Annotated in this window: 8 protein-coding genes; 4 read left to right on the top strand and 4 right to left on the bottom strand. The window is 69.0% G+C overall.

Going from position 1 to position 19,340, the window contains the following annotated elements; genetic code table 11:
• Nucleotides 1-36: 36 nt before the first annotated feature.
• Nucleotides 37-7,842 carry a beta strand repeat-containing protein gene (locus ACVFYP_RS07655; protein WP_499199569.1) on the bottom strand — a complete coding sequence of 2,602 codons (7,806 nt, stop codon included), beginning with the start codon at nucleotides 7,840-7,842 and terminating at the stop codon, nucleotides 37-39.
• Between the two features lie 239 nt (nucleotides 7,843-8,081).
• On the opposite strand from ACVFYP_RS07655, the gene ACVFYP_RS07660 reads away from it, so the two are divergent.
• Both ACVFYP_RS07660 and ACVFYP_RS07665 read left to right on the top strand, forming a co-directional pair.
• Nucleotides 8,082-10,052: an O-linked N-acetylglucosamine transferase, SPINDLY family protein gene (locus tag ACVFYP_RS07660; protein ID WP_499199570.1), complete on the top strand. Its 1,971-nt coding sequence runs from the start codon at nucleotides 8,082-8,084 to the stop codon at nucleotides 10,050-10,052.
• A complete protein-coding gene (locus tag ACVFYP_RS07665) occupies nucleotides 10,049-11,911 on the top strand; it encodes an O-linked N-acetylglucosamine transferase, SPINDLY family protein (RefSeq protein ID WP_499199571.1) in 1,863 nt (620 codons plus the stop codon). The genes ACVFYP_RS07660 and ACVFYP_RS07665 overlap by 4 nt, the downstream gene beginning before the upstream one ends.
• Here the strand turns inward: ACVFYP_RS07665 and ACVFYP_RS07670 are convergent.
• A complete protein-coding gene (locus ACVFYP_RS07670) occupies nucleotides 11,901-12,488 on the bottom strand; it encodes a class I SAM-dependent methyltransferase (RefSeq protein ID WP_499199572.1) in 588 nt (195 codons plus the stop codon). The genes ACVFYP_RS07665 and ACVFYP_RS07670 overlap by 11 nt on opposite strands.
• A gap of 141 nt (nucleotides 12,489-12,629) precedes the next feature.
• On the opposite strand from ACVFYP_RS07670, the gene ACVFYP_RS07675 reads away from it, so the two are divergent.
• On the top strand, nucleotides 12,630-13,358 hold the full coding sequence (locus tag ACVFYP_RS07675; RefSeq protein WP_499199573.1) for a class I SAM-dependent methyltransferase: 729 nt from the start codon (nucleotides 12,630-12,632) through the stop codon (nucleotides 13,356-13,358).
• Nucleotides 13,359-13,688: 330 nt separating this feature from the next.
• Nucleotides 13,689-15,746 carry a putative bifunctional diguanylate cyclase/phosphodiesterase gene (locus ACVFYP_RS07680; RefSeq protein ID WP_499199574.1) on the top strand — a complete coding sequence of 686 codons (2,058 nt, stop codon included), beginning with the start codon at nucleotides 13,689-13,691 and terminating at the stop codon, nucleotides 15,744-15,746.
• Between the two features lie 22 nt (nucleotides 15,747-15,768).
• Here the strand turns inward: ACVFYP_RS07680 and ACVFYP_RS07685 are convergent, their stop codons facing one another.
• Both ACVFYP_RS07685 and ACVFYP_RS07690 read right to left on the bottom strand, forming a co-directional pair.
• Nucleotides 15,769-17,145, bottom strand: a complete 1,377-nt coding sequence (locus tag ACVFYP_RS07685; protein WP_499199575.1) for an HlyD family type I secretion periplasmic adaptor subunit — start codon at nucleotides 17,143-17,145, stop codon at nucleotides 15,769-15,771.
• Nucleotides 17,145-19,295 (bottom strand): peptidase domain-containing ABC transporter, encoded by a 2,151-nt coding sequence (locus tag ACVFYP_RS07690; protein ID WP_499199576.1) that lies wholly within the window; start codon nucleotides 19,293-19,295, stop codon nucleotides 17,145-17,147. The genes ACVFYP_RS07685 and ACVFYP_RS07690 overlap by 1 nt, the downstream gene beginning before the upstream one ends.
• Nucleotides 19,296-19,340 lie beyond the last annotated feature (45 nt).

The raw sequence follows: 19,340 nt of genomic DNA on the forward strand, positions 1-19,340 counted from the left end.
GGGACGGGGGCGGGGATCGCCCCCGCCCCCGCCTGTTCAGCTGAACAAGGCGTTCACCTGGTTCGAGGACATCGCGCCGATCTGGGTGCTGGTGAAGCCGGCGACCTGGGCGTCCGAGAGCGCCGCGATATCCGTCGTTTCCAGCGCCGTGACCTGCGTGGTGGTCAGGGAGGCGAGCTGCGTCGTGGTCAGCCCCGCCATCTGCCGCGTGGTCAGCGCGGTGACGGAGGTGCTGGTCAGCGCCACGACCTGGGTCGTGGTCAAGGCGCCGATCTGGGTCTGGGTCAGGCCGACAAGCTGGCTGGTGGCCAGCGCCGCGGCCTGGGTGGTGGTCAGGGCGGTGACCTGGGTGCTGGTCAGCGCGCTGAGCTGGGTGGAGGACAGGCCGCCGAACTGCGTGGTGGTCAGCACCGCGATGTCGGTGGTTTCCATGCCCTTGATCTGCACGCTGCTGATGCCACCGATCTGGGTGGAGGTGAGCGCCCCCACCTGGGTCGTGGTCAGCGCCGCGAGCTGATTGCTGCCGAGGCCGCCGATCTGGGTGGTGCCCAGCCCGCCGATCTGCGTCGTGGTCAGCGCGGCCACCTGGGTGGTGGTGAACGCCGAGGCCTGGGTGGTGGTCAGCGCGCCGAGCTGGGTGGTGGTCAGCGCCACCGCCTGCGTCGTGGTCAGCGCCGCGAGCTGGGTGGAGTCCAGGCCGCGGAACTGCGTGGTGGTCAGCGCCACCAGATCCGTCGTTTCCAGCGAGGCCGCCTGGGTGGAGGTCAGGGCGGAAAGCTGGGTGCTGGTCAGGCCGCCGATCTGGGTGGTGGTCAGGGCGACGAGGTCGGTGGTCTCCATGCCGCGGAGCGCGGTGGAGGTGATGGCGGCGATCTGGGTGGTGGTCAGCGCCCCGATCTGGGTGGTGGTCAGCGCGGCGACCTGGCTGGAGATCAGCCCGGAGATCTGGCTGTTCACCAGCGAGGCGACCTGGGTGGTGGTCATCGCCGCCGCCTGGGTCGTGGTCAGGGCACCGAGCTGGGTGCTGGTCAGGCCGCGCAGCTGCGTCGTGGTCAGCACCGCGAGGTCGGTGGTTTCCAGCGCCGCGACCTGGGTATTGGTCAAGCCGTTCAGCTGGTCGGAGGTCAGTCCGGCCATCTGGGTGGTGGTCAGGGCGGCGAGGTCGGTGGTCTCCATCCCGCGGATCCAGTTGCGGCGGATGCTGCCGATCTGGGTGCTGGTCAGGGCACCGACCTGCGTCGTGGTCAGGGCGGCGAGCTGGCCGGTGGTGAGGCCCATCACCTGGTCGGAGCCGAAGGCAGCGATCTGCGTGGTGGTGAGCGCCGCGACCTGGGTGGTGGTGAAGCCGCCAACCTGGGTGGTGGTGAGCGTGGCGACCTGCGTCGTCGTCAGGGCGATGGCCTGGGTGGTGGTCAGCGCCGCCAACTGGGTGCTGGTCAGGCCGCGCAGCTGCGTCGTGGTGAGCACCGCGAGGTCGGTGGTTTCGAGCGCCGCCGCCTGGGTGGTGGTCAGCGAGCTGAGCTGCGTGGTGGTCAGGCCGCCGATCTGGGTCGTGGTCAGGGCGGCGAGGTCCGTGGTCTCCATGCCGCGGAGCGCGACGCTGCCGATGGCGGCGATCTGCGTCGTGGTCAGCACGCCGACCTGGGTGGTGGTCAGGGCCGCGAGCTGGTTGCTGCTCAGCCCCGCCACCTGGGTGGTGCCGAAGGCGCCGACCTGGGTGGTGGTCAGGCTACCGAGCTGGGTGGTGGTCAGCCCGCCGATCTGGGAGCTGGTCAGCGCGGCCACCTGCGTCGTGGTCAGCGTCACGGCCTGGGTGGTGGTCAGGGAGGCCACCTGGGTGCTGGTCAGGCCCCGCAGCTGCGTCGTGGTGAGTGTGACGAGGTCGGTTGTTTCCAGTGCCGAGGCCTGGGTGGTGGTCAAGGCGCCGATCTGCGTCGCGGTCAGGCCAGCGACCTGCGTCGTGGTCAGGGCGGCGAGGTCGGTCGTCTCCATCCCCCGCAGCGCGGTGGAGGTGATGGCGGCGATCTGCGTGCTGGTGATGGAGCCGATCTGGGTGGTGGTCAGCGTCGCCAGCTGTGCGGAGCCGATGCCCGAGATCTGGGTACTGGCCAGGGAGGCGATCTGCGTCGTCGTCAGGGCGGCGGCCTGGGTTGTGGTCAGGGCGCCGAGCTGGGTGCTGGTCAGGCCACGCAGCTGCGTCGTGGTCAGCACCGCGAGGTCGGTGGTTTCCAGCGCAGCGACCTGGGTGCTGCTCAGCGAATTCACCTGGTCGGAGGAGAGGCCGCCGATCTGCGTGGTGGTGAAGGCGGCGAGGTCGGTCGTTTCCAGCCCGGTGATCCAGTTGCGGCGGATGGCGCCGACCTGGGTGCTGGTCAGGGCGCCGACCTGCGTGGTGGTCAGGGCGGCGAGCTGGCCGGTGGTGAGGCCCTGGATCTGAGTGGTGCCGAAGGCGCCGATCTGGGTGGTGGTGAGCGCCGCGACCTGGGTGGTGGTGAAGCCGCCAACCTGGGTGGTGGTCAGGGCGCCGACCTGCGTCGTGGTCAGGGCGATGGCCTGGGTGGTGGTCAGAGCCGCCAACTGGGTGCTGGTCAGGCCGCCGAACTGCGTCGTGGTGAGCACCGCAAGGTCGGTGGTTTCCAGCGCCGCCGCCTGGGTGGTGGTGAGCGCCGCGACCTGCGTGGTGGTCAGGCCGCCGATCTGGGTGGTGGTCAGGGCGGCGAGGTCGGTGGTCTCCATGCCGCGGAGCGCGACACTGCCGATGGCCGCGATCTGCGTCGTGGTCAGCACGCCGACCTGAGTGGTGGTCAGGGCCGCCAGCTGGTTGCTGCTCAGCCCCGCCACCTGGGTGGTGCCGAAGGCGCCGACCTGGGTGGTGGTCAGGGTTCCGAGCTGAGTGGTGGTCAGCCCGCCGACCTGGGAGCTGGTCAGCGCAGCCACCTGCGTCGTCGTCAGGGCGACCGCCTGCGTCGTGGTCAGGGAGGCCACCTGCGTGCTGGTCAGACCGCGCACCTGGGTGGTGGTGAGCGTAACGAGATCGGTGGTTTCCAGCGCCGAAGCCTGGGTGGTGGTCAAGGCACCGATCTGCGTCGCGGTCAGCCCGGCCACCTGGGTGGTGGTCAGGGCGGCGAGGTCCGTGGTCTCCATGCCGCGCAGGGCGACACTGCCGATGGCTGCGATCTGGGTGGTGGTCAGGGCCCCGATCTGGGTGGTGGCCAGCGTCGCCAGCTGTGCGGAGCCGATGCCCGAGATCTGGGTGCTGGCCAGCGAGGCGATCTGCGTCGTGGTCAGGGCGGCGGCCTGGGTTGTGGTCAGGGCGCCGAGCTGGGTGCTGGTCAGGCCACGCAGCTGCGTGGTGGTCAGCACCGCAAGGTCAGTGGTTTCCAGCGCAGCGACCTGGGTGCTGCTCAGCGAATTCACCTGGTCGGAGGACAGGCCGCCGATCTGCGTGGTGGTGAAGGCGGCGAGGTCAGTGGTCTCCAGCCCGGTGATCCAGTTGCGGCGGATGGCGCCGACCTGGGTGCTGGTCAGCACGCCGACCTGGGTGGTGGTGAGCGCGGCAAGTTGGGTGGTGGTGAGGCCCTGGATCTGGGTGGTGCCGAAGGCGCCGATCTGGGTGGTGGTCAGCGCCGCGATCTGCGTGGCCGTGAAGGCACCGACCTGGGTCGTGGTCAGAGCGCCGACCTGGGTGGTGGTCAGGGCCGTGGCCTGGGTGGTGGTCAACGCCGCGAGCTGGGCGCTGGTCAGGCCGCCAAGCTGCGTCGTGGTGAGCACCGCAAGGTCGGTGGTCTCCAGCGCCGCCGCCTGGGTGGTGGTGAGCGCCGCGACCTGCGTGGTGGTCAGGCCGCCAATCTGGGTGGTGGTGAGAGCGGCGAGGTCAGTGGTCTCCATGCCGCGCAGGGCAACGCTGCCGATGGCCGCGATCTGTGTCGTGGTCAGCACGCCGACCTGGGTGGTGGTCAAGGATGCCAGCTGGGTGCTGGTCAGGCCGGCCACCTGAGTGGTGCCCATCGCGCCGATCTGCGTCGTGGTCAGGCTGGAGGCCTGGGTGCTGGTCAGCGCCGCGAACTGGCTGCTGCTCAGCGCCGCCATCTGCGTCGTGGTCAGCGCCGTGGTCTGCGTCGTGGTCAGGGCGGCGATCTGCGTCGCGTTCAAGCCGCGCAGCTGCGTCGTGGTGAGCGTGACGAGGTCGGTGGTCTCCAGCGCCGAGGCCTGGGTGGTGGTCAGCGCGCCGATCTGCGTCGCGGTCAGGCCAGCGACCTGCGTCGTGGTGAGCGCGGCGAGATCGGTCGTCTCCATCCCCCGCAGCGCGGTGGAGGTGATGGCCGCGATCTGCGTGCTGGTGATGGAGCCGATCTGGGTGGTGGTCAGCGTCGCCAACTGTGCGGAGCCGATGCCCGATATCTGAGTGCTGGCCAGGGAGGCGATCTGCGTCGTGGTCAGGGCGGCGGCCTGGGTGGTGGTCAAGGCGCCGAGCTGGGTCGATGTCAGGCCGCGCAGCTGGGTCGTGGTCAACACGGCGAGGTCGGTGGTTTCCAGCGCCGCGACCTGGGTGCTGCTCAGCGAATTCACCTGGTCGGAGGACAGACCGCCGATCTGCGTGGTGGTGAAGGCGGCGAGGTCGGTCGTTTCCAGCCCGGTGATCCAGTTGCGGCGGATGGCGCCGACCTGGGTGCTGGTCAGGGCACCGACCTGCGTGGTTGTCAGGGCGGCGAGCTGGCCGGTGGTGAGGCCCTGGATCTGAGTGGTGCCGAAGGCAGCGATCTGGGTGGTGGTCAGCGCCGCCACCTGGGTGGTGGTCAGGGAACCGACCTGCGTCGTGGTCAAGGCACCGACCTGCGTCGTCGTCAGGGCGATGGCCTGCGTTGTCGTCAGCGCCGCGAGCTGGGTGGACACCAGGCCGCCGAGCTGCGTCGTGGTCAGCGCCACGAGGTCCGTGGTCTCCAGCGCCGCCGCCTGGGTGCTGGTCAGCGAGCTGAGCTGGCCCGTGGTCAGGCCGAGGATCTGGGTGGTGGTCAGGGCGGCGAGGTCGGTGGTCTCCATGCCGCGGATCTGGCTGCTGCGGATGGCCGCGATCTGCGTCGTGGTCAGCCCTGCGACCTGGGTGGTGGTCAGCGCCGCCAATTGGGTGGAGGTGAGGCCGGCAATCTGGGTGGTGCCGAGCGCGCCGACCTGCGTTGTCGTCAGCGCTGCCGTCTGGGTGCTGGTCAGCGCGGCGAACTGCGTGCTGTTCAGCGCCGCCATCTGCGTGCTGGTCAGTGCCACGGCCTGCGTCGTGGTCAGCGCCGCCACCTGCGTGCTGGTCAGCCCGCGCAGCTGGGTGGTGGTGAGCGAGGCGAGGTCAGTGGTTTCCAGCGCCACGGCCTGGGTGGTGGTCAGCGCGCCGATCTGCGTCGCGGTCAGCCCGGCCACCTGCGTGGTGGTCAGCGCGGCGAGGTCCGTGGTCTCCATGCCGCGCAGCGCGGTGGAGCTGATGGCGCCAAGCTGGGTGCTGGTCAGCGTGCCGATCTGCGTCGTGTTCAGCGCCGCGAGCTGCGCGGAGGTGACGCCCGAGATCTGGGTGCTGGCCAGGGAGGCGATCTGCGTCGTCGTCAGGGCGGCGGCCTGGGTGGTGGTCAGGGCGCCGAGCTGGGTGCTGGTCAGGCCGCGCAGCTGCGTGGTGGTCAGCACGGCGAGGTCAGTGGTTTCCAGCGCCGCGAACTGGGTGCTGCTCAGCGAATTCACCTGGTCGGAGGACAGACCGCCGATCTGCGTGGTGGTGAAGGCGGCGAGGTCGGTCGTTTCCAGCCCGGTGATCCAGTTGCGGCGGATGGCGCCGACCTGGGTGCTGGTCAGGGCGCCGACCTGCGTGGTTGTCAGGGCGGCGAGCTGGCCGGTGGTCAGGCCCTGGATCTGGGTGGTGCCGAAGGCGCCGATCTGGGTGGTGGTCAGCGCCGCGATCTGGGTGGCCGTGAAGGCACCGACCTGGGTCGTGGTCAGAGCGCCGACCTGGGTCGTCGTCAGCGCGGTGGCCTGCGTGGTGGTCAGCGCCGCGAGCTGGGTGGACACCAGGCCGCCGAGCTGAGTCGTGGTCAGTGCCACGAGGTCGGTGGTTTCCAGCGCCGCAGCCTGGGTGGTGGTCAGCGAGCCGAGCTGGGCCGTGGTCAGGCCGAGGATCTGGGTGGTGGTCAGGGCGGCGAGGTCAGTGGTCTCCATGCCGCGGATCTGGCTGCTGCCGATGGCGGCGATCTGCGTCGTGGTCAGCACGCCGACCTGGGTGGTGGTCAGCGCCGCCACCTGGCTGGAGATCAGCCCGGCCATCTGCGTGGTGCCGAGCGCACCGACCTGCGTCGTGGTCAGGGCACCGACCTGGGTCGTCGTCAACCCACCGACCTGGGAGTTGGTCAGCGAGGCGACCTGCGTCGTGGTCAGCGCCACCGCCTGCGTCGTGGTCAGCGCGCCGAGCTGCGTGCTGCTCAGCCCGCGCAGCTGCGTCGTGGTGAGCGCCGCGAGGTCTGTTGTTTCCAGCGCCGCCGTCTGGGTGGTGGTCAGCGCGCCGAGCTGCACGGCGGTCAGGCCGCCGATCTGGGTGGTGGTCAGCGCGGCGAGGTCCGTGGTCTCGATGCCGCGGATCTGCAGGGAGCTGATGGCACCGATCTGCGTGCTGGACAGGCCACCGAACTGCGTGGTGGTCAAGGCCGCCAGCTGAGTGCTGGTCAGGCCCGCGACCTGCGTTGTCGCCAGCGCGGCGAGCTGCGTCGTGGTCAGCGCCGCCGCCTGCGTCGTGGTCAGCACCGCGACCTGCGTCGTGGTCAGGCCGCGCATCTGGGTGGTGGTGAGCGCGGCGAGGTCCGTGGTCTCCAGCGCCACGACCTGCGTCGCGCTGAGGCCGGTGAGCTGGCTGGAGGTCAGGCCGGCGACCTGGGTGGTGGTCAGCGCCGCGACATCCGTCGTTTCCAGACCGCGCATCTGCGTCGCCGTGATGGCGCCGATCTGGGTGCTGGTCAGGGCGCCGATCTGCGTGGTGGTCAGCGCGGTCAACTGGCCGGAGGTCAGGCCCGCCACCTGCGTGGTGCCGAGTGCCGCGACCTGGGTGGTGGTCAGCGCGCCCATCTGCGTGGTGCTGAGGCTCGCCACCTGCGTTGCCGTCAGCGCATTGAGCTGCGTCGTGGTCAGCGCCACGGCCTGCGTCGTGGTCAGGGCGCCGAGCTGGGTGGAAACCAGGCCGCGGATCTGCGTGGTGGTGAGCACCGCGAGGTCGGTGGTCTCCAGCGCTGCCGCCTGGGTGGTGGTCAGGGCGGCGAGTTGGGTCGCGGTCAGGCCCAGGATCTGGGTGGTGGTCAGCGCGGCGAGGTCGGTGGTTTCCATGCCGCGCAGGGCGACGCTGCCGATGGCCGCGATCTGCGTCGTGGTCAGGGCGCCGACCTGGGTGGTGGTCAAGGACGCCAGCTGGGTGCTGGTCAGGCCGATGATCTGCGTGGTGCCCAGCCCGCCAACCTGGGTGGTGGTCAGCGCCGCGACCTGGGTGGTGTTCAGTGCCGCCGCCTGGACGGAGGAGAAAGCGCCGAGCTGGGTGCTGGTCAGCGCGCCGAGCTGTGTCGTGCTGAGCGCCGAGAGCTGCGTCGAGACCAGGCCGCGTATCTGCGTGGTGCCCAGCGATGCGAGGTCGGTGGTCTCCAGCGCCGCGGCCTGCGTGCTGGTCAGCGCGCCAAGCTGGGTGGAAGCCATGACGCCGAACTGCGTCGTGGTCAGCGCCGCCACCTGGGTCGTGGCCAGCGTTCGGATCTGTGAAGTGGTCAACGCAGCAATTGTGGTGGTGGTCAGCTGCCCGATCTGGGTCGTCGTGAGCGAATCGAACAGCGCCATCACCTGTAACTCCCGTATGGGAACAAAGCATCGCGCCTGGAATCACGGATTCCGGGGGGGGGAGGTGGCGCAATGCGTGCGGGTGGACGTTTTGTCGTCCCGGCGTTGGAGCAGCCTAGGCAGGAAGCGTTGACGGGTGATGAATCCCGCGCCGACGAAATGCGATCCTTCCCGGTAACCTGTTCTTCACCGCCGCGCCGCATGCTGCGCCGCCCTTTGCAGCGCGCCAGGATGGAAGCATGCGGATCGACACGGTGGCGGAGCTGTTCGGCTCAGCCCATCAACTGACCAGCCTCGGTGAGGCAAGGCAGGCGGCCGCGCTGTATCGCGACTGGCTGGACCGCCATCCGGCGGACCCGCTGGGGCATGCCGTCTATTTCAACTATGGCGTGCTGCTCTCGGGCCTCGATGACCTGCCGGGCGCCGCCGCCGCCTTCGCCGAGGCCATCCGCCGCAACGCCGCCTTCATCCCACCCTTCATCAATCTGGGCGTGGTCTATGAACGGCTGGGCGCGGTGGAGCCGGCGATCGCGCATTGGGCGCATGCGGCGGGCAGCCTCGCCGCGCTGACCGGCGATGCGCTGGCCTATAAGACTGCCGCGCTGAAGCACATCGCGCGCGTCCTGGAATCGCAGCAGCGCCATGCGGAGGCGGAGGCGCATCTGCGCCAGATCATCGAGATCGCGCCCACCATGCGCGATGTGGTGCAGCACTGGATCAGCCTGCGCCAGCGGCAATGCGCCTGGCCCCTGCTGGAAGCGGTGGGGCCGCTGGATCGCGGCGCGCTGCTGCACGGCATGGCGCCGCTGAGCTTCGTGACCTATGCCGATGATCCGCTGATGGCCCTGGCGCTGTCCGCCGCCTATTCGCAGGCCGAGGCCGGGATACCCGCCGAATTCCGCAGCGAGGCGGATTTCGCGGATCGGCGCACGGAGGTGCCGGGACGGCGGCTGCGCATCGGCTATCTCTCCTCCGACCTTCGTTCGCATGCCATCGGCCATCTGACCGCCGACATGTACCGCCTGCATGACCGCGAGCGCTTCGAGGTCTTCATCTATTACTGTGGCATCCCGCAGGAGGATGCGGTGAAGGCGCGCATCCGCGACAGCGCGGAACACTGGACGGACATCACGCCGCTGGATGACGACGCCGCCCTGGCGCTGATGCTGGCGGATGGCATCGACATACTGGTCGACATCAACGGCCATACGCGCGGCGCGCGCACGAAGCTTCTGTCGCGCCGACCGGCGCCGGTGATCGTCAACTGGCTCGGCTATGCCGGCACCATGGGCACGCCTTATCACCACTATATCCTGGCCGACGACACCATCATCCCTCCGGGGTCGGAGGCTTGGTATTCGGAGGCTGTGCAGCGGCTGCCCTGCTACCAGCCGAATGACCGGCACCGGCAGGTGGCGGCCACGCCAACGCGCGCCTCGCTCGGCCTGCCGGAAGATGCGGTGGTGTTCTGCTGTTTCAACGGCGCCCAGAAGATCACGCCCTTCGTCTTCGAACGCTGGATGCGGGTGCTGCACGGCGTGCCCGGCAGCGTGCTCTGGCTGCTGAAGTCCAGCGATGCGGTGGATGTGAAGCTGCGCGAGCGCGCCGCGGCGGCGGGGATCGACCCGGGGCGGCTGGTCTTCGCGTCGATGGCGGGCAATGCCGATCATGTCGCGCGCTACGCCGCCGCCGACCTGTTCCTGGATACGGCGCCCTATGGCGCGCATACCACGGCGTCCGACGCGCTCTGGATGGGCACGCCGGTGCTGACCCTGCCGGGCCGCGGCTTTGCCAGTCGCGTCTGCGCCAGCCTGGTGCGCGCGGCTGGCGTGCCGGAACTGGTCTGCGACACGCCGGCGGATTATGTCGCCCAGGCCATCGCTCTGGGCAACGATGTCGCGCGGCTGCGTGCTTATCGTCCCCGGCTTCTGGCGCTGCGCGAAACCTCCGTGCTGTTCGACACGGAGGCCTTCGTGCGCGCCATCGAGGCGCAGTTCGAGACGATGTGGGCGGCCTTCCGCGACGGCACGCTACCGCGCCCGGATCTGACCAATCTCGACACCTATCTCGATCTCGGCCTGGCCGAGGATCACGATGCGCGGGAGCTGTTCACCGTGCCGGATTACACGGAACGCTGGCGCGCCAGACTGGCGCGGCGCAATGGCTTCCAGAAACTGCCGCCGGATGCGCGGCTGTGGAGTGCGGCATGAACGCGATCCTGCCGATGGAGACGTTGGATCTCGGCTGGCTGGCCGGGCTGATCGCCGGCCCCGCCTGGCCACCGCTGCTGCCGCCGGCGGAGGAAGCGCGGCGCCAGCGCGCGCTGCGCGCCATCCGCCTGGAAGGGCTTCTGCCGCTTGTGGAGCAGGCGACGCGGGAAGGGCGGCGCGGCGTGACGATCGCCGTCTACCAGGCCTGGCTCGCCGCCAATCCGGGCCATGCCCAGGCGATGGCCGCCTGGTTCAACCTGGGTGTCGAACTGGCGCAGATGGGCGACCCGGGCCAGGCAATAGTCTGCTACCGCAACGCCCTGGCGCTGAAGGCGGATTTCCACGAGGCGGCGATCAATCTCGGCCTCGCGCTGGAAGCGACCGGGCAGGCGGAGGCGGCGCTGGCGGCCTGGGACGCGGCCTTGCAGCCGGAGGCCACGCGCCGCAATCTGCTGAACCAGCGCGGCCGCGTGCAGGAACAATCCGGCCGCTTCGCCGATGCCGAGCAATCGCTGCGCGCCAGCCTGGTCAGCGACCCGATGCAGCCGGATGTGCTGCAACATTGGACGCATCTACGCCAGAAGCTGTGTCTGTGGCCGATCCACGCCGGCGACATTCCCGGGCTTTCGCGGGCCGATGCGCAGCTGCATGCGGGGCCGCTCGGCGCGTTGGCGCTGTTCGATGATATCGAGCTGCAACGCCGCATCGTCGCCACCTGGCTGGAGCGCAAGATACCGGCGGCGCCGGAACGGCTGGCGCCGGCGCAGGGCTATCGCCACGACCGCATCCGCATCGGCTACCTCTCCTCCGACTTCTGCCGCCATGCGATGAGCTTCCTGATCGCGGAGGTGCTGGAACGCCACGACCGCGCCCGCTTCGAGGTCTTCGGCTATTGCTCCTCCCCCGAGGATGGCAGCGATATTCGCGCGCGGGTCATCGGCGCGCTGGACCATCATGTGCGCATCGTGGCGATGGATGACGAACAGGCGGCGCGGCGCATCCGTGCGGATGAAATCGACATCCTGATCGACCTGAACGGGCTGACGCGTGGCGCGCGGATGGGCGTGCTGCGCTGGAAGCCGGCCCCGGTGCAGGGCACCTATCTCGGCTATATCGGCAATGTGCCCCTGCCGGAGCTGGACTTTCTGCTGTGCGACACGGTGGCGGTGCCGCCCGAGCGCGCGCATCTCTACGCGCCGAAGCCGCTGGCCATCGAGGGCCTGTACCAGGCCAATGACAGCCGCATGCCGGAGCTGCCGGAGGTGACGCGGGCGGAGGAGGGTCTTCCGCAGGACGCTTTCGTCTTCTGCTGCTTCGCCAATTTCTACAAGATCACGGAGGAGATGTTTTCCGATTGGCTGCGTATCCTGCACGCCGTGCCGGACTCGGTACTGTGGCTGGCGGAGGATGGGCACGGCGCCAGCGCCAATCTGCGCGCACGGTGGGAGGCTTCGGGCCTGCCGGCGCACCGCCTGGTGCTCGGGCCGCGGGTGGAACCGGCGCGCTACCTGGCGCGGATGCGGCTGGCGGATCTGTTCCTGGACACCACGCCCTACAACTCCGGCACGGTGGCCAGCGACGCGCTGCGCATGGGCCTGCCGCTGCTGACCCTCGCCGGCCAGGCCTTTGCCGCGCGCATGGCCTGCAGCCTGTTGACGGCCATCGGCCTGACCGATGGCATCACCGAAAGCCGGGAGGACTACGTCGCCCGCGCCATCGCCCTCGCCACCGATCGGGACCGCCATGCGGCGGCGAAGCAGGTGCTGGCGGGGGATGCCTGGGCGCGCACGCTGGGCGACTGCGCGGGCTTCACGCGCCGCCTGGAAGCGGCGCTGGAGAGCGTCAGGGTTACGCCCTGACGCCACCCATATAGGCGGTCGCCCAGAGCGCGAAGCTCTGGTCGCGAACGACGCGCACGATGGGGAAGCCAGCCGCCAGCAGCGCCGCTTCCAGCGACCGCGCCGTGAAGCCGCCGCGATGGCCCATGAAGGCATTGCCCTGCGCCAGCGACCCGCCATGGCCATACAGCATGTCGAGCGGCGTGATCGGCCCCATGGGCGACATATAGGCCGGCTCCGTCAGCCGGTCCTCCGCCACCAGCCGCGCCACCTGTTGCAGATCCGGCATGGTCATCAGCGCGAAGCCATCCGGCTTCAGCACGCGGCGGAATTCCCGCAGCGCCAGCGGCACTTCATGCGGGAACAGATGTTCCAGATTGTGCGAGGACCAGACCGCATCGACGGACCCATCCGGCACCGCCGCCATGTCGGTGATGCTGGAGACGACGTCGGGCGCCACATCCGGATCGATATCCAGCCGGATTTCCTGCCATTCCCCGACGGGGAAGAAATGCGGCGGCAGCTTGTCGGGCGAGGCGGCACCGCAGCCCACATGCAGCACGCGGCGGGTCTGTAGAAGGGGCGGTAGCGTGTCCATGCGTCGGCTTTTCCGGAACAGGTGCGGGGGGCACTCTGCCGGGAAAGAATGAACGGACTCTGGATATGTGCCGTCCTTCACGCTCCGTTCAGCCCTTTCCGGTCACATGGCGCGCGAGCTGCCGCGCGGAGAAAAGCCCCGATGACCCATCTGACCGAGATCCTGATCGAGCCGGAGGCGCGCCTCGTCGCCCCCTTGCGCCTGGCCTTGTCGGAAGCGCTGGCCGCGCCGATCGACCGTAGCCAGGGCATCTACAACATCGATGGCATGTCGGGTGCCCGCTACCGCCACTTCATCAACGGCCTGCTGCGCAAGCTGGGCCGCACCGGCTATCTGGAAGTGGGAAGCTGGATGGGATCGACGCTGTGCAGCGCGATCCATGGCAATGCGGTGCAGGCCGTGGCCATCGACAATTGGAGCCAGTTCGGCGGCCCCCGCGATGCCTTCCTCGGCAATCTCGCGCAGTTCCGCACGGAACAGGCGGCGGTGGAGGTGATCGAGGCCGACTTCCGGGCCGTTCCCTTCGCCGACCTCGCCGCCCGCCATGCGCCCTTCGAGGTCTATCTCTTCGATGGGCCGCATGAGGAGCAGGATCAGCATGACGGGCTGATCGCCGCGCTGCCCGCGGTGAAGGACGAATTCGTCTTCATCTGTGACGATTGGAACTGGTGGCCGGTACGCGCCGGCACGCATCGCGCCATCGTGCAGGGTGGCTTGCAGCTTCTCTACGGCGCGGAAATCCGCACCACGCTGGACAACACCCATCCGGAGATCGCCTTCAAGGACAGCGATTGGCACAACGGCTATTTCGTCAGTGTCCTGCGCAAGCCGCGCGCCGCGGTGCCACAGGCGATGCCGATCGCCGCCTGATCCGGACGCCCCGGGGACTATGCCCGGGGCGCATCTTGCATCCGGGCTGCGACGGCGGCGCCCCGTCAACCAATGCGCAAGGATCCTCCTATAAATGTGACGGCGAACAGTAATCGAGACGTTCGTGTATACGCCGCACGCTGCACGCGAATCCGTTAGCTGCCAAAGCCCGCCCTCAACCTGGCGCCAGAGCGGGTCTGTGTCCGATGCGCAGATCCGTTGCCGCGCCCTCATCTTGCGGGCATCGCGCTCCGTTTCGTCATCCTCGGCGGGCGGAGGCACGGATCGATGAATCCAAGGGATGTCATCGAGCGATCCGCGATGCCGTCCATGTCACCTATGGGCGGGGTACCGGCCTGCCTGCTGGACCGGTTGATCGCCGCGATCTGGATCTTCGACATCGATGAGGGCCGCGTCATCTGGGCCAATGTCGCGGCCCTGGATGTCTGGAACGCCGCCTCGATGGCGGAACTGGCGTCGCGTGACCTGAAGGCGGATATGTCGCCCGCCGTCGCGCGCAGGCTTCGCCAGTACCAGAGCGATTTCATGAGCCATGACGCGGCGTTCACCGAGATGTGGACCCTGTATCCCCGTGGCGTTCCGCGGCCGCTGGAAGTCAGGCTCAGTGGCGCCAGGCTGGATGATGGGCGCATGGGGATGCTGTGCGAAGGCCGGGACGAGGCCCGCCTTCAGCCGGAAGCGATTCGCAGCGCGGATGCCTTGCTGCACACCAAGCTGATGATCTCGCTGCACGATCTCGATGGCCGCACGCTGTACTGCAACCCCGCCGCACGGGCCAGCTTCGAATCCCCCCATCAGGACCTTCCTTCGCGATTCCTGCACCGGCCGGATTTCGACCGCATGATGGCGCAGATCCGCAGCGAGGCGGAGGTCAGCCTGATCACGGAGGTCCTCAGCACCGCGGGCCAGCGCTGGCATGAGCTGACGGTCCGTTCCTGCCACGACCCGGTCTCGGGCCGACCATCGATCCTGGTCAGCGAGACGGATGTCACGGAGCTGAAGGAGGCCGAGGCGCTGGCACAGAGCCGCGCCCATCACGACCCCCTGACCGGTCTGCCGAACCGGCTCGCCATGCCCGCACGCTTCCAGACGATGGTCCGCAAGGCGGAACAGCGTGGCGCGCGGATCGGCGTGCTGTTCATCGATCTCGACCAGTTCAAGGCCATCAACGACACGCTCGGACATCTTTATGGCGATGGCGTTCTGATAGAGGTCGCGCAAAGGCTTTCCGATCTGCGCCTCGGCGATGACACGGTGATCCGCCTGGGCGGCGACGAGTTCTTGTTCCTGGCCATGGAGGCGCCGGACCAGGCAGGGCGCATCGCGGCCCTGGCGGAGCTGATCCTGGATCGCCTGGCGCTGCCGGTGCATGCGGAGCGTCGCAAGCTGCTGGTGACGCCGAGCATCGGCATCGCCTGCTTCCCGCATCATGGCATCAACGCACAGCTCCTGATGCAGCGCGCCGATCTCGCGATGTATGAGGCGAAGGCCGGCGGGCGGAATCAGTGCCGGATGTTCGACGAAAGCATGCGCAACCAGCGGGAGGAGGAGCTTCAGCTCCTCTCGGATCTCCGGGATGCGCTGCGTGACGGCCATATCGTGCCCTACTACCAGCCGCGCTATTCCGCCACGGCCCAGCGTGCGGTGTCGGTGGAGGCGCTGGCGCGTTGGAAGCACCCCGAACGTGGCCTGATCCCACCCTCCGAATTCATTCCCGTCGCGGAGAAGTCGGGCCTCATCAACCAGCTCGGCGCCGCCATGCTGGAACAGGTGGTGCGGCAGCGTTGTGAGTGGGAGCGGCGGGGGCTGGATATCTCCGTCTCCGTCAACGTGTCCCAGCGCCAGCTCTGCGAGGCGGACTTCGCCTGCATGGTGCAGCGCATCCTCGATGAGCACGGCTGCAATCCGTCGCGGCTTGAGCTGGAGGTGACTGAGACGCTGCTCATCGAGGACAATCCCGTGCTGAGTGCCAATCTGGCGAATGTCCGGATGCTCGGCATTCGCATCGCCATTGATGACTTCGGCACGGGCTATTCCAACCTGGCCCGCCTGAACGAGATGGCCGTCGACTGCATCAAGATCGATCGCAGCCTGATGCAGGGTCTGCCGCGCAATGAGGAAATCGTCCGCCTGGTGATCGCCATGTGCAACTTCATGCAGGTCACCATCGTGGCCGAAGGCATCGAGACGCTGGCGATGGCCGAATGGGCGCAACGCCATGGCTGCCACGAATTGCAGGGCTATTTCTACAGCGGTCCCCTGCCGGCGAGGGAGGTTGAGAGCCTGTTGCGCGGACAGGCGGCCATGCTGCCGAGCAGCCGTCGAAGGCAGTTCGAGACCAGCCACTGGGACATCGGCCGCCAATAAGCTTGTCGAGATCGGCGCGCCGCTATGGCTCCCGCAGGCTTTCCTGCAAACCGCGCAGCAGCGGGTTCAGGATGTAGCCCAACACGCTGCGGTCACCGACCTTCACCTCGGCGGCCAGCGTCATGCCCGGGATCAGCGCCAGCCCCGGCGCCAGCCGCAGCGCCGCGCCGGGCGAGATCTCCACCTGGCCACGATGCACCGCGCCGCCGGTGACGCCCGGCAGAGGCTCCGTCCCGGCCGGCTGGTTGGCGCCGAAGCTTTCGCGGCTGACGGCGCGCAGGGTGCCGTGCAAAGGGCCGTGGCGCTGGAAGGGGAAGGCGTCCACCTTCAGGACCACCGGATCGCCGATGCGCAGATGGCCGATATCGGCCGAGCGCAGCGTGATCTCCGCGATCAGCGGCGCATCCGCCGGCACCAGCGTCACCAGCGGCTCCGCCTCCCGCAGCACCGATCCGGCGGAACGGCGCGCCACTTCCAGCACCACGCCATCGGCCGGTGCGGTGATGGTGCTCATCGCCGCCAGCCGTGTCGCCTTGCCGAGCGATTCCGACACGCGCACCAATTCGCCGCGCAGCCGCACCGCCTCCTCCAGCAATTGCCGGGTCCAGTCATCCCGAAAGCCGTCACGCTCGGCGCGGCGGGCTTCCAGGCTGTGCGCGAGTTCCTGCTGCCGGCTGCGCGCCGCTTCCAGCGCCTGTTCCGCCTCCAGCCGCGCGCTGCGGGCGGCGAGAAGGTTCAGGCGGGAGCCGATCTGGCCCTCGGTCAGGCGCAGGCGCATGGCTTCGACGTCGCGGGCGATGGCGGCGCGCTCGGCCAGGCTGGCCTGCTGCGCGGTCAGCGCGTGCAGCGCCTGGTCCAGCGCCCGCGTATCCGCCTCCAGCGCCTGCAACCGCGTGGCGCGCAGCGACTGGCGCTGCGCATGCAGCACGGCTTGCAGGGCGGCATCCGGGTTGCCGGCCGGGGCGGGCGGCGTGCCGGCCAGCTCCGCCTCCACCCGCGTGAGCTGCGCCTGCAAGGATTGCGCCTGGGCGGCGAGGGCCTGGCGGTCGGCCTCAGCGAAGGTGGGATCGAGCAGCGCCAGCACCTCCCCCTGCCGCACCGCCTGGCCGGGGCGCACGCGCCATTCGCGCAGCACGGCGCGTTCGATCGGTTGCAGCACGATGGGCGGCGCATCGGGCACCAGCCTGCCGCTGCCGGTCACCACCACATCCACCCGCGCCAGCGCCGCGCCGCCCAGCAGCGCGGCCGCCATCAGCGCCAGCAGCCAGGGGCCGCCGCCGAGAAAGCGCGAGGGCGGCTCGGCGATCAGTGCTTCCAGGTCGTCCTGGAAGCCAATCGCTTCCTTCGCCACCGGCGGCCGCGCGGGCTTGGCGCGGCGGCGGGAGGGGCAAAGGCCCATCAATGGATGAACTGCGTCTGCTGCTGCCATAGGTGCCGATAGATCTCGCAGCGCTCCAGCAGCACGCCATGCGGCGCGCAATCCAGCAGCCTGCCCTGTTCGAGGACGAGGATCGCATCCGACTTCACCAGCGAGGACAGGCGATGGGAAACGATCACCATGGTCCGTCCACGCGCCATCTCCGCCAGGTTGCGCTGGATGATCGCCTCGCTATCCGGGTCCAGCGCGCTGGTCGCCTCGTCGAAGATCAGCAGGCGCGGCTTGGTGAGCAGGGCGCGGGCGATGGCGATACGCTGCCGCTGGCCGCCGGAGAAGTTGCTGGCGCCTTCCTCCACCAGCGTGTCGTAGGACATCGGCAGCCGGTCGATGAATTCCTGCGCGCCGGCGAGCCGTGCCACCTCGATGATCTCGTCCAGGCCGGCATCGGGACGGGTCGCGGCGATATTCTCCCGGATGGTGCCGCGGAACAGAAGATTGTCCTGAAGCACCACGCCGATCGAACGACGCAGATGGTTCAGGTCGATATGCCGCAGATCGACGCCATCCAGATGGACCAGCCCTGATTGCGGCGCGTGGATCGCCTGGATCAGCCGCGTGATGGTGGTCTTGCCGGACCCCGATCGGCCGACGACGCCGATCACCTGCCCTTCCTCCACGGTGAAGGAGACGCGGTCGAGCGCCGGCGTTGCCGCGCCGGGATAGCGGAAGCTCACCTCCTCGAAGGCGAGGCGGCCGCTGATGGCCGGGCGGGCCATGCGGGTTGTGGAACCGCGCTCCGGCGTGGTGTTCATCACCGTGCCGAGCATGCGCACGGACAAGGCGGCTTCCTGGTATTCGTTGATCAGCGCGACGATCTGCACCAGCGGCCCGCTGACGCGCCCGGACAGCATGGTGAAGGCCACCAGCGCACCCATGGTCAGCGCGCCGTCGAAGACCAGCGTGGCGCCGGTGGCCAGCACCGCGATCTGCATCAGCTTCTCCAGCGCCCCGGTGGCGACGCTGCCCGCCGCGCCGATGCGCCCGACCTCGGCATGCTGGCGCACCGCGGCGGCCAGCTTGCGGTCCCAATCCGCCTGGCGCGCACCCTCCAGCACCAGGGATTTCACGGCGCGCATATTGTGCAGCGTTTCCACCAGATGTGCCTGGCGAGCGCCCTCCGTCGCATAGAGCCGGTTCAGCCTCGCGCGAAAGCTCGGCACCATGGCGCCGATGACCAGCGCGATGGCCAGCGAAAAGCCCAGCACCACCGCTGTCAGCACACCCGAATACAGGGCCAGGAACAGCAGCAGGATCGGCAGCAGCGCGGCGTCCAGCAGGGTCTGGAACAGCCGCCCGGTCAGGAAGTGGCGCAGCTTTTCGGTCTGCTGCATGTGCCGCACCAGCACGCCGGCGGCGTGGGTTTCGAAGAAGTTCAGCGGCAGGGACAGAAGGTGGCGGAAGGTGCGGGCGCCGAGCCTTGCATCGATCTTGTTGCTCGCCAGCAGCATCAATTGCTGCCGCATATAGCCGAACAGTGCGTCGAACGCCGTCAGCAGCACGAAGGCCCCGACCACCACATACAGCGTCTGCCAGGCCTGGTGCGTGATCACCTTGTCGATCAGCACCTGGAACAGCAGCGGAATCGCGAAGCCGATCAGATTGGCCACCAGCGCCGCGATGGCGACGCCGGCGAAGCAGCGACGATGGCGGATGATTTCGGGCAGGAACCAGCGCAGGCCGAAGGGCTGGTCCTCATCGGTCAGGGCGTGCACGCGCTTCACCAGCACCAGCGTGCCGGACCATTCGGCCAGGAATTCCGCGCGCGGCATCAGCCGCACACCCTCCGCCTCCCGCACCGGGTCGAGCACGGCGGCGACGGGCTGGCCATCGCTGCCGTCCAGGATATGGATCAGGATGACCCAGCTGCCATCGCTGCGCAGCACCAGCGCCGGATAGGCCGTGCCGAGCCCGGCCGCCTTGTCCCAACCCGCGCGGCGCAGCGCCTGGGCCTTCAGCCCGGCGCCCTGCAAAGCGCGCAGCACCTCCGGCACCATGTCGCCATGGCCCGGCTGCGGCAGCTCATCCGGCGCGAGCTGGAGGCCGTGATGCATGGCCACCAGGAACACGCAGCGTAGCGCCGTGAGTTCCGGTGCCAACTTTCTGTCGGCCATTGTCATGCGGGAATTCTACCCTGGCCGGTGTTGCCCGCCGGTAAA

Source organism: Roseomonas sp. F4, assembly GCF_053891155.1.

Coding starts and splice junctions, on each gene's coding strand:
- ACVFYP_RS07655 (WP_499199569.1), bottom strand. CDS start 7,842: ATGGCGCTGTTCGATTCGCTCACGACGACCCAGATCGGGCAGCTGACC.
- ACVFYP_RS07660 (WP_499199570.1), top strand. CDS start 8,082: ATGCGGATCGACACGGTGGCGGAGCTGTTCGGCTCAGCCCATCAACTG.
- ACVFYP_RS07665 (WP_499199571.1), top strand. CDS start 10,049: ATGAACGCGATCCTGCCGATGGAGACGTTGGATCTCGGCTGGCTGGCC.
- ACVFYP_RS07670 (WP_499199572.1), bottom strand. CDS start 12,488: ATGGACACGCTACCGCCCCTTCTACAGACCCGCCGCGTGCTGCATGTG.
- ACVFYP_RS07675 (WP_499199573.1), top strand. CDS start 12,630: ATGACCCATCTGACCGAGATCCTGATCGAGCCGGAGGCGCGCCTCGTC.
- ACVFYP_RS07680 (WP_499199574.1), top strand. CDS start 13,689: ATGTCACCTATGGGCGGGGTACCGGCCTGCCTGCTGGACCGGTTGATC.
- ACVFYP_RS07685 (WP_499199575.1), bottom strand. CDS start 17,145: ATGGGCCTTTGCCCCTCCCGCCGCCGCGCCAAGCCCGCGCGGCCGCCG.
- ACVFYP_RS07690 (WP_499199576.1), bottom strand. CDS start 19,295: ATGGCCGACAGAAAGTTGGCACCGGAACTCACGGCGCTACGCTGCGTG.